At 39.7% G+C, this 11,863-nt stretch carries 10 protein-coding genes; all 10 read left to right on the forward strand.

Annotation, left to right across the window (positions count from 1 at the left end; all coding sequences use genetic code 11):
* Window positions 1-66: 66 nt before the first annotated feature.
* Window positions 67-873, forward strand: coding sequence for a uroporphyrinogen-III synthase (locus tag V7137_RS03875; RefSeq protein WP_335696843.1), 807 nt, complete (start codon window positions 67-69; stop codon window positions 871-873).
* Between the two features lie 702 nt (window positions 874-1,575).
* Window positions 1,576-2,946 (forward strand): NAD(P)-dependent oxidoreductase, encoded by a 1,371-nt coding sequence (locus V7137_RS03880; protein WP_420490087.1) that lies wholly within the window; start codon window positions 1,576-1,578, stop codon window positions 2,944-2,946.
* Window positions 2,947-2,975: 29 nt separating this feature from the next.
* Window positions 2,976-4,262, forward strand: coding sequence for an NAD-dependent dihydropyrimidine dehydrogenase subunit PreA (gene preA / locus V7137_RS03885; protein WP_335696844.1), 1,287 nt, complete (start codon window positions 2,976-2,978; stop codon window positions 4,260-4,262).
* A gap of 21 nt (window positions 4,263-4,283) precedes the next feature.
* Window positions 4,284-5,702 (forward strand): dihydropyrimidinase, encoded by a 1,419-nt coding sequence (gene hydA, locus V7137_RS03890; RefSeq protein ID WP_335696845.1) that lies wholly within the window; start codon window positions 4,284-4,286, stop codon window positions 5,700-5,702.
* 60 nt (window positions 5,703-5,762) lie between these two features.
* A complete protein-coding gene (locus V7137_RS03895) occupies window positions 5,763-5,978 on the forward strand; it encodes a hypothetical protein (protein WP_335696846.1) in 216 nt (71 codons plus the stop codon).
* Window positions 5,979-6,016: 38 nt separating this feature from the next.
* Window positions 6,017-6,250, forward strand: a complete 234-nt coding sequence (locus V7137_RS03900) for a hypothetical protein (protein WP_335696847.1) — start codon at window positions 6,017-6,019, stop codon at window positions 6,248-6,250.
* A gap of 80 nt (window positions 6,251-6,330) precedes the next feature.
* Window positions 6,331-7,962, forward strand: coding sequence for a PucR family transcriptional regulator (locus V7137_RS03905; protein WP_335696848.1), 1,632 nt, complete (start codon window positions 6,331-6,333; stop codon window positions 7,960-7,962).
* Window positions 7,963-8,115: 153 nt separating this feature from the next.
* Complete coding sequence (locus V7137_RS03910; RefSeq protein ID WP_335696849.1) at window positions 8,116-9,582, forward strand: CoA-acylating methylmalonate-semialdehyde dehydrogenase; 1,467 nt, start codon at window positions 8,116-8,118, stop codon at window positions 9,580-9,582.
* Between the two features lie 100 nt (window positions 9,583-9,682).
* Complete coding sequence (locus tag V7137_RS03915) at window positions 9,683-11,038, forward strand: aspartate aminotransferase family protein (protein ID WP_335696850.1); 1,356 nt, start codon at window positions 9,683-9,685, stop codon at window positions 11,036-11,038.
* A gap of 400 nt (window positions 11,039-11,438) precedes the next feature.
* Window positions 11,439-11,863: sugar-binding domain-containing protein (locus V7137_RS03920; protein WP_335696851.1), on the forward strand; the 425-nt coding region annotated here is incomplete at its 3' end.

Consider the following 11,863-nt stretch of genomic DNA (forward strand, 5'->3'; position numbering starts at 1 on the left):
CGATTGATCAAATTGCGAAAGAAAAAAATAAAACCATTTAATAGTTTAGTCTGAGAGGTAAGTAAAATGGAAAAAGGCTTGACAGGAAAGCGAGTCGTCATCTGCGGATCGCGCAAGATAGAAGAAATAAGTACCTTAATTGAAAAACAGAGAGGTATTCCTCTCGTTCGACCCCTTCAAGGGACAGTATTTTTGGCAGAGAAAGAAGTAGAACCAGATTTAAAGGAATTCGTGGAAAATGGTGCAGATTGGGTGATTTTCACCACTGGGATTGGCTTTGAAACCCTAGTCGATCTAGCAGGAAGACTTGGGATACAAGATTCATTTTTTAAGAATATTCGCCAAGCAAAGATTGCATCGAGAGGATATAAGACCTATTCTGCCCTTAAGAAATATGAGCTTCAGCCACTCGTGGTCGATGAAGATGGCACAACTAAGGGATTAGCGCTCTCGCTCGAAAAAGAAGATTTATCTGGAAAGAGAGTGATGGTTCAACTACATGGTGAAACAGCTCCAGCATTAACAAATTTTTTAATAGAGCGCGGGGCAACTGTAAAAAAGATACTTCCTTATCAGCATATACCCCCTGAAAATGAGACAGTCGACCAGTTACTTCATGAACTGAAATTCGATAAGTGTGATGCGGTTTGTTTCACCACGGCTACACAGGTTCATTCACTTTTTGACTATGCACGTAAACAAAATATCAATTCAGAAATCGTGGCCCTGTTTAAGGAAAAGGTAGTTGCTGGAGCTGTTGGAAAAGTGACTGAAGCAGCATTAAAAGATGAAGGAATACAAAGAATAGTTGTTCCCGAAAAGGAACGAATGGGAGCAATGGTTATCGAGTTAGCTAAATATTATCTAAGTTAAACAAGTATTCGTGTACCTACATTACGTTTGGTACACTTTTTTTATAAGGCTGTGTTAAACGTTATTGTTGATATTTCACCTGTGTTAATTGGAGCGGAAACCAACATGTAAGTTTTTCACAGCCTTTTTGAAAACGGGTGAATGCCATAATAGTAGAATATGTCGAGAAGTTTTTAACAGATTTATATCGAAATTTATGTTTTATAAGCGAGAAGAAGTCCAAGTAAATAAGTAATGTAAAGGGTGAGTAAACCTTCCAGCGAGTATAAATAAAGTATGGAAGATTATTTGACAATTCGATATATTTTTACAATTTTTTTGGTATTATTATGTTAAATTGAAAAAGTATTCAGAAAAGAGTACAAGTAAAGTAAGTCCTCTGTTTAGTCTTTATCCAACATTCCCTATCAATGCTCCACTAGGATTCTACAATCATTGGCAACAATTTTCTTTTTACATAATGGTTAATTTATTGCATGCATCATTTTACAGATTGTCAGGTGAAATGCCTATTTACAGTCTGTAAAATTATTATAAGATGCAGAATTTTCTGCGAAATACATAAATGCGTTAAAGGAGTTGGTCCCTTTTTGGTAATATCAGTTTATTGAAGCGCTTACATTTTAGAGTTCAAAAAAAGCAGGACAACTTTAAAAACCCATAAGTATTGAAAAATCCATATATATAAAAGGAGGTTTCTCTATGGCGAATGAAAAAATGCAGCGTATTTCCTTTTCCCATCTTGAAAAGAACTTTCTAGAAGTGGAAAAGGGGCTGACAAACCGAGAAGCTGTTGAAGAATCTAATCGTTGCCTCTATTGCTATGATGCTCCATGTATTAAAGCCTGTCCGACAGGTATTGATATTCCTACCTTTATTAAAAAAATTGCCTCAGGAAACTTGTTAGGATCTGCTAAAACAATTATGTCTTCCAATCCTGTTGGTGCAAGTTGTTCGAGGGTTTGTCCAACCGAAGAACTTTGTGAAGGGGCTTGTGTCCTAAATCACTCCACCAAGCCAATCATGATTGGAAACTTACAAAGATATGCTACGGATTGGGCAATGGCAAATAATCAAACACTGTTTCAAGCTGGTCAAGCAAACGGAAGGACAGTGGCTGTTATCGGTGGTGGTCCGGCAGGATTATCTGCAGCTAGAGAATTGGCAAGATTAGGTTACGAGGTAACGATCTTTGAACGAGCCGAGAAAGCGGGCGGTTTAAATACGTATGGTATTGTCTCATTCCGACTACCGCAAAGGGTATCCTTCTGGGAAGTAGAGCAAGTCGAGAAATTGAATGTAGAAATTAGAACGAACACGGTAGTCGGCAAGGATATTTCTGTTGAAGAAATTACTGAAAAGTTTGATTATATTGTCCTGGCGGTGGGGATGGCACATGTTCCAAACCTTGGAGTGGAAGGCGAGAACCTCGCAGGTGTCTATGATGCGATCGAATTTGTTAAGGCAACAAAAAGCGGTCAGTTATCCGATGAATTTGTTGGTAAACGAGTAGTCGTGATAGGGGCCGGAAACACCGCGATTGATGGTGCAACCTGTTCTGTCCGCTTAGGAGCTGAAAACGTCAAAATCTTATATCGAAGAACAGAGGAAGAAATGACCGCGTATGACTTTGAATATGAATTTGCTAAACAGGACGGTGTGGAATTCCGTTGGTTAACAGCACCAAAACGAATTATCGGTGATGAATCTGGAAAAGTAACGGGAATCGAGTGTATCAAGATGGAGCTCGGCGAGCCTGAACAAGATGGCCGACGCCGCCCTGTAGCCATTGAGGGGTCTGATTATGTACTTCCTGTTGATGCCGTGGTAAAAGCCATTGGACAAACCAGATACCTTAAACTGATTGAAGAGTTTGGTCTTGAGCATAATGGTGGTGTTGTCAAGGTAGACTCAGAATCATTCCAAACCTCCAATCCAAAAGTATTTGCTTGTGGTGATGTCGTGTTTGGTAAAGGAAACGGTGACGCCATGGTCGTAACAGCTGCCCAACAAGGAAAAGATGTGGCTTATGCGATTCACAAACAATTATCTGTTGTAGGGACGGTAAACTAACTTTTATTTGATAAAGGGGAGAAAAATAGATGGCTGATTTACGTATCGATCTTGCAGGGATTAAATCTCCTAACCCATTCTGGCTGGCATCGGCTCCGCCAACCAACTCTGGTTATCAAGTGCAAAGAGCCTTTGAAGCAGGTTGGGGCGGGGCTGTCTGGAAAACATTAGGAGATCCGATATTGAATGTATCTTCAAGGTTTGCTGCGGTAAGTTTTAACGGACAAAGAGTAGCCGGTTTTAATAATATTGAACTCATTACTGACAGACCATTAGAAGTCAATTTAAAAGAAATCTATGAAACTAAGAAACGTTTTCCAAACCATGCCATCATTGCTTCGTTGATGGTAGAACCAAAGCAAGAAAAGTGGCATGAGATTGTTAAACGAGTCGAGGATGTCGGTGTTGATGGACTTGAATTAAATTTCGGCTGTCCTCACGGAATGGCCGAACGTGGCATGGGAGCAGCTTCAGGTCAGGTGCCGGCCCTAGTTGAACGTCAAACCTATTGGGCGAAGGAAGTTGCCAAGACACCTGTCATTGTAAAATTAACACCAAACATAACCGATATCACTGCTACGGCCGAAGCTGCCTGCAATGGTGGTGCCGATGCAATAAGTATGATTAATACGATTAACAGCCTAATGGGCGTCGACCTCGATACATGGAATACGATTCCACATGTTGCAGGAAAAGGAGCACACGGCGGATATTGCGGACCTGCAGTAAAGCCGATTGCCTTAAATATGGTCGCAGAATGTGCAAGGCATCCGCATATTAATGTCCCAATTTCTGGGATTGGTGGGATTTCTGACTGGAAGGATGCCGTTGAATTTATGTTAATGGGTGCAACAGGGGTTCAAGTTTGTACTGCTGCCATGCACCATGGTTTCCGAATTGTTGAGGACATGATTGAAGGTCTTAGCAATTACTTGGATAGTAAAGGGATTGCTTCCGTTTCTGAAATCATTGGGAAATCTGTACCTAAATATTCTGATTGGGGTAATTTGGATTTAAATTACAATATCGTTGCAAAAATCAATACGGATGTTTGCATTAATTGTAATAAGTGCCATATTGCCTGCGAAGATACTTCACACCAATGTATTGACATGGTAACAGATGAAAATGGAAAGAGCATTCTTAGAGTTAGGGAAGAAGATTGCGTCGGCTGTAACCTATGCTCGATTGTATGTCCTGTCGATGGGGCAATTGATATGGTGGAAATCCCAAGTGAATTGATGCCGATGACCTGGAACGAGCGGCAGGCTGCCTTAAGTGGAGTAGCCGTGACTAAAGCAGATATTACCAAGTAAAAGATACGGAGGGAATTGTAGATGAAAAAAATTATCAAAAATGGCACGATCGTCACTGCTTCTGACACTTATCAAGGAGAAATATTAATCGAGAATGGGAAGATAGCACAAATCGGCACGAATTTAACAGCGATTGGGGCAGAAATTATCGATGCAAAAGGCTGTTTTGTTTTTCCGGGCGGGATTGATCCACACACCCATCTCGACATGCCTTTTGGTGGAACGGTAACGAAGGATGATTTTGAATCAGGAACCATCGCAGCTGCCTTTGGCGGCACGACAACGGTTATTGATTTTTGCTTAACGAATAAGGGTGAGCCACTAAAGAATGCCATTCAAATTTGGCATGATAAATCAAAAGAGAAAGCGGTCATTGATTATGGCTTCCACTTGATGATCTCAGAAATCAACGAGGATGTCCTTAATGAACTGCCGCAGGTTATTAGTGAAGAAGGAATTACTTCTTTTAAGGTATTTATGGCCTACAAAAATGTCTTTCAAGCGGATGATGAAACATTGTTTAAAACCCTTATTTCTGCGAAAGATCATGGAGGCCTGGTTATGGTCCATGCAGAGAATGGGGATGTCATCGATTACTTAACAAAGAAAGCCCTTGATGAAGGGAATACAGCTCCTATTTACCATGCTTTAACGAGACCGCCTGAATTAGAGGGAGAGGCTACAGGCCGTGCGGCAAATTTCACCGGGCTAGCCAATTCTCAACTGTATGTGGTCCATGTATCTTGCGCGGAGGCTGTTGAACAAATTGCTAAAGCACGAGCTAAAGGCTTTGATGTCTGGGGAGAAACATGCCCGCAATATTTAGTCCTTGACCGAAGCTATCTAGAAAAACCTAATTTTGAAGGAGCAAAATATGTATGGTCCCCGCCGCTAAGAGAGAAGTGGAATCAAGATGTACTTTGGAATGCGTTGAAGAGCGGTCAGCTGCAGACGCTTGGATCAGATCAATGCTCGTTTGATTTTAAAGGCCAAAAGGATTTAGGTAGAGATGACTTTACTAAAATTCCAAACGGCGGCCCAATTATTGAAGATCGATTATCGGTTTTATTCTCTGAGGGGGTGAAGAAAGGACGGATAAGTCTAAATCAATTTGTAGATATTACTTCAACGAGGAGCGCAAAGCTATTTGGTTTATTTCCGAAAAAAGGAACAATTGCCATTGGTGCAGATGCGGACCTAGTAATCTTTGATCCTAACATCGAACGTGTCATTTCAGCTGAAACACACCATATGGCTGTGGATTACAATGCGTTTGAAGGAATGAAAATTACTGGTGAGCCTGTATCGGTGCTGTCCCGTGGAGAATTTGTTGTCCGCGATAAGCAGTTTGTAGGTAAACCTGGATCTGGTCAATATTTGAAGCGTATGAAATATAATAAAAATGCTCTCGTAAACCAAGGCGAAACTCTATCAATCTAACCTTATAGAATAAAGCCCAGATATGATAAGAAATATATGAATGAAAAAGGGGGAGATTGGATGTCAGATCATCAGCAATTTTTAGATGAAAGAGACAAAATTGATTTTCTCATCCAAAAAGGGTATCGGATTAGTGGTGTCAAAGAACATCTTAATGGGGCTACAGTTGAATTTGAACATCCAAAAGGAAACGTAACTGAAATATTGAAAATTGGAACGGCAAATGCCCGTAAGTATTTTGCTAGTCTCCTATTAAAGCAAAACCACTCAAGATAGAACAGAGTTAAAAATAGAGTAAAAAGGGGGTGGGAAGTATGGAATTTTCTTTAAGATCCAAAGATAATGTCTATCCTTGTGAAGTTACAATTGACGAAGACAATGGCCGTTATACGATTCGAAAGTCCGATTCGAGCGGAGAATACTTTAACTCTGCGAAAGAATTAGTAGTTTGGATTTTGGAAAATTGGCACTCTGAGGATTTTCTTGATCGAGAGGAATTTGAATCAATGCTTAGCCAAATAAAAGTGTACTTCCCAATAATCCATTAGAAATAAATGAAAGGATTGGTTGAAAGGCCAATCCTTTTATCAACCATTATTTCTGTTCAAATTTTTCCAAGGAGAGCCAAATGATCAAAGACCATTTTCATTTAACAGTGGCAGATATATTAAAGCGAAAAAATTTTGAAAATGCACGGGTTATTGCCGGGGAAAAAGGTATCCAACGCTTTGTCAAATGGGTTCATGTTGTCGAGGTCACCAGTATTCGAAATCTCCTTAATGGGAATGAACTTATTCTCTCTACTGGAGTTGCCTGGAGGGAAAATACCGATTTATTTGTCTCGATGGTAAAGGAATTTCTTGAAAACCAAGCTGCAGGTTTATGCATTGAAATGGGAACATATATGACGGAGATTCCAACTGAAGTCATTGAAATTGCAAATGAACATCAATTCCCTATCATTGTTTTTTCTCAGGAAGTTCCGTTTGTACAGATTACTCAAGACATTCATTCTATGATCATTAACCAGCAATACCAGAAGATATCTGATTTAGAGAATTACTCTCAAAACCTGAATAAACGACTCCTAACGATCGAAAGTTATGAAGATATTTTGCAATGTATGTATTCTGCTTTAGATTTACAGATTATTTTTCGTTTGAAAAATAAAGAGTATGAATTTGTTCCACATATCAATCAACATGATCAAAAATCAATGATTATCCAGCTCAATGCACTCAAAACACACACATGTGAAAACATTGCTTCGTCGCCAATTTTCTTGTTTGAGCAAGAATGTGCAGAGTTATTTATTTATTCGAAAGATCTTCCGATAAGTGAATACGATTTATTGATTTTAGATCGGACCGCTACAGCAATTGCCCAACATTTATTAAGGGATATGTATGTCGAAGAAAAAAAACGTGCAGAAGAGTTTGAGTGGTTGTATGGCTGGCTTGAAGGTGAACATTCACCCGAGGGCATTAGTGAATATTTTGTGCAGAATGGAATCAAAACAAAAACCAACGAGGCCGTTGTCTTAATCGCAAAACTTATTCCCCTCAAAGAGAAAATTACTCAAGATGTCACCTATCTCAAATTATTATTTCGTTCTGTACTTGAACAAAATGGCTTCACGGCATTATCGGTTGAAAAAAGAAATGAAATAACCTTCATTCTTGTAAACAACCGGGCAAAAAAGAATGTAAAGGAACGCATTAAAACGGCAATCGAATCGATAATCGAATCCGAGTTTATTAGGAAACAATGTTCAGCGAAAATAATGATTGCTGTTGGGAGTTTTATCGGGAATTTACATGATGTACATAAAAGTTATCAATCAGCAAAAGAAACTCAGCGAATCCAGCAAAAAATGTCTATTAAAGCAAACTATTATTTTTATGAAGATTTGCATTTATATCGTCTAATCTCACAGATGAGTAAACATATCAATCTTCAAGAGTTTGCAGCTGAATATTTACAGCCAGTTATTCACTATGATCAAAAATACAATGGCAAGCTTTTAGAGACATTAAAAGTCTATTTAGAGTGTAATGGCTCAAAGCAGGAAGCAGCAAGCAGGCTTTATATCGTCAGGCAGACTCTGTACCATCGTTTGCAAAAGCTTGAAAACATTCTTGGCGAAGACTTTATGGAACATGAAAAACGGGTGGCTATCGAATTTATGCTGCTCGTTCAGGACTATTTAGCATCGTCTCAATCCAATGTAAATAATAACCAATATCGAAAACTGGAATAATCATAGATGGTTGCTCATATCGTCAAAGAAATGCCGCACCTCATTTTACAGAATGTCTAATGAAAGCAGCTTCTAGATACGAGATAATGAGGTTACAAGGCTTACAATATTAGAAAATTCAAAACAATATATAAAAATTAGGAGGTTGAATATATGAGTGTAACGAAAAAGGAAACGGCAGTTTTAAAAAATTATATAAACAGTGAATGGGTAGACTCCAATAGTGATCAAACCCTGGATGTACCGAATCCTGCCACGAATGAACTGTTAACCAAGGTTCCTGTGTCAACGAAGGAGGATGTAAATCTAGCTGTAACAGCAGCTAAAGCAGCCTTTAAAGAGTGGAAAAACGTTCCTGTCCCAAAACGAGCAAGAATTCTTTTTAAGTATCACTACCTGTTAACTGAAAACCATGAAGAATTAGCTAGATTAATTGTTTTAGAAAATGGAAAGGCATACAAAGAAGCATACGGAGAGGTCCAGCGCGGCATCGAGTGTGTTGAATTTGCTTCGGGTGCACCAACGCTAATGATGGGCGAAACGTTATCAGGAATTGCTGAAGATATTGATTCAGAAATGTTCCGTTACCCAGTTGGGGTTGTCGGCGGGATCACCCCGTTCAACTTCCCGATGATGGTCCCGCTGTGGATGTTCCCGCTTGCGATCGCTTGCGGAAATACATTTGTACTAAAACCATCTGAACGCACACCAATACTAGCTAATCGATTAGCAGAGTTGTTTACAGAAGCTGGAGCACCAAAAGGCGTGTTAAATGTGGTCCACGGTGCTCATGATGTTGTCAATGGTTTACTCGAGCATAAGGACATTGCCGCGATCTCATTTGTTGGCTCACAGCCAGTTGCCAAGTATGTTTATCAACGTGCTGCTGCCGAAGGAAAGAGAGTTCAAGCTTTATCTGGCGCTAAAAATCATCATATTGTAATGCCAGATGCCGATATGGACAAGGCAGTCCAACATATTATCAGTTCCACTTTTGGTAGTGCAGGTCAACGCTGTATGGCTTGTAGTGCAGTCGTAGTTGTCGGTGATAATGAGCCATTTGTTGCTGCACTAAAGAAAAAGGCGGATGAATTAATTATCGGAAACGGTATGGATGATGAGGTGTTATTAACACCAGTTATCCGCAAGGAACACCGCGAAAAAGTTCTAGAATATATTGAAAAAGGGCTTAATGAAGGTGCTGACTTAATTAGGGATGGACGAAGAGAAATGGATGAATTGCCGGAAGGAAATTTCCTTGGGCCAACGATTTTTGATCACGTCACACCGGAAATGACGATTGCAAAAGAGGAAATCTTTGCACCGGTGTTAAGCTTGCTCCGTGCCAATGATTTAGATGAAGGATTGGAATATATCCGTAAATCCAGATATGGAAATGGAGCGACCATTTATACCAACAATGCTAAAGCTGTCCGTCAATTCCGTGAAGAAGCAGATGCAGGTATGCTTGGAATTAATGTTGGCGTTCCGGCAACCATGGCATTCTTCCCATTCTCAGGCTGGAAGGATTCGTTCTATGGTGACATGCATGTAAACGGAAAAGATGGTCTGAATTTCTATACACGGAAGAAAATGATTACTTCACGCTTTGATGGTTAGAAAAGGGAAAACGCCCTTGCAATGCTAGACAATAGAAAAACGAATGTGCCTGAATACCTTTTGGTGTCAGGCACCAATTTTAAAAAATGGAGGGATGAGGATGGTGCAAACAAGTCGATCCCAAGAAACGTTGTTAGAGCAGGATGATAAATATGTATGGCACTCGATGAAGCCATATAATCCAAATGCGACGTTAGTGGCAGCAAAGGCAGAGGGTTCCTGGGTAACAGATGCCGATGGAAAACGTTATTTAGATGCGATGGCCGGTCTTTGGTGTGTGAATATTGGTTATGGCAGGACTGAGCTTGCAGAGGCAGCTTATGAACAATTGAAGGAAATGGCCTATTTTCCACTCTCGCAAAGCCATATTCCAGCAATAAAACTTGCCGAAAAGTTGAATCAAATGTTAGGTGATGATTATGTCATCTTTTTCTCTAACAGTGGATCAGAAGCCAACGAAACAGCCTTTAAAATAGTTAGGCAGTACCACCAGCAAAAGGGTGCACATAACCGTTATAAAATCGTCTCACGCTATCGGGCTTATCACGGCAATTCAATGGGGGCACTAGCTGCAACTGGGCAGGCACAGCGTAAATACAAATACGAACCACTTGCACCAGGTTTTATTCATGTCTCACCACCTGATTCCTACCGGGATGATATAAATGTATCAGATCCGAAGGAATTATCCTCAGTAAAAGAAATTGACCGGACGATGACATGGGAATTGAGCGAAACCATTGCCGCTATGATAATGGAACCGATTATTACAGGGGGCGGTGTCCTCATTCCACCGGACGGCTATATGAAAGCTGCAAAAGAGGTTTGTGAAAAACATGGAGCGCTGCTTATTGTTGATGAAGTCATTTGCGGATTTGGCCGTACCGGTAAGCCGTTCGGATATATGAACTATGGTGTGAAACCTGATATCATAACCATGGCAAAAGGAATTACCAGTGCCTATCTGCCGCTTTCTGCCACAGCTGTTCGCAAAGACATTTACGAAGCATTTAAAGGCTCGGAGGAATATGATTACTTCCGCCATGTTAATACATTTGGAGGGAATCCAGCGGCCTGTGCCCTCGCCTTAAAAAATCTCGAGATTATGGAAACGGAAAAATTATTTGACCGTTCACGTGATTTAGGTGAGCAGCTATTAAACGATTTAAGGAATCTGTTGCAAGACCACCCATATGTTGGGGATGTTCGCGGGAAAGGCTTACTGATTGGAATTGAATTAGTTAAGGATAAGCATACCAAGGAACCGTTAGAAAATGATCTTGTCAATCAAGTAATCGCCAACTGTAAGCAGGAAGGGATTATCATCGGAAAAAATGGGGCTACAGTAGCTGGATTCAATAATGTGTTAACACTGGCACCACCATTAACGATTAAACAAGTTGATTTAACTTTCCTTGTTAAAACACTTACCGAGTCCCTCCAGAAGATCATTTAACCAAAAAAGAGTCCATGTGATTTACATTTGTAAACCACATGGGTTCTTTTTTTCATGGGAAAAAATGCGACTATTCTCCTCATATCAAGAGGTTACTTAGAATCTAGTAAATTAATGTCGAAATCTTTTGAAAGAATGATTGACAGTTGGTTCCCATCGGTTATAATAAAATTAGCAAATGTTCAATGAAACTTTACATATTTTCACGAAACAAAAATACTTATTGAGCAAATGCGAATTTTAATTTTTACACAAAGTTGTAACCGTTTACTTTTTGTGAAACTATGTTCATTATTGATTTTTTTTCAATGTTGATTTGAGGGGAAATCAAAATGAAAGTTTAACAGAGCCTTTTGTAAAAAAAAGAGTTTGATAACTTAAAAAATTAGGTGAATGAACAATGGCGGATGAAAGGATTTCGCGCTTGGTGGAAGTGGCTAAATTGTACTATCAATTAGACTACAGTCAACAGGAAATTGCGAAAAAGTTAGGTATTTCCCGCCCCACTGTCTCTAGGCTTCTAGTCCAGGCTGTTGAAGAAGGAGTAGTCCATATAAAAATTTGCGATCCCGCAGAAGATGTTCAGGAATTAGCATTGCAATTAAAAGAAAAGTTTCACTTAAAGGATTGCATTGTCGCATCGATTCCCGAATATAAAGATGAGCTAATAAAGGTGAAGCTGGGGGAGGTTTCAGCAGATTATTTATATAAGATTGTTCAGAACGGCGATACGATTGGAATTACCTGGGGAACAACTTTATATCAACTAGTGAAACAAATTCAACCTAAGAATGTAAAGGATGTAACCATTGTCCAGCTAAATGG

It is taken from the genome of Neobacillus drentensis (assembly GCF_036962765.1).
Lineage (GTDB): Bacteria > Bacillota > Bacilli > Bacillales > Cytobacillaceae > Neobacillus > Neobacillus drentensis_C.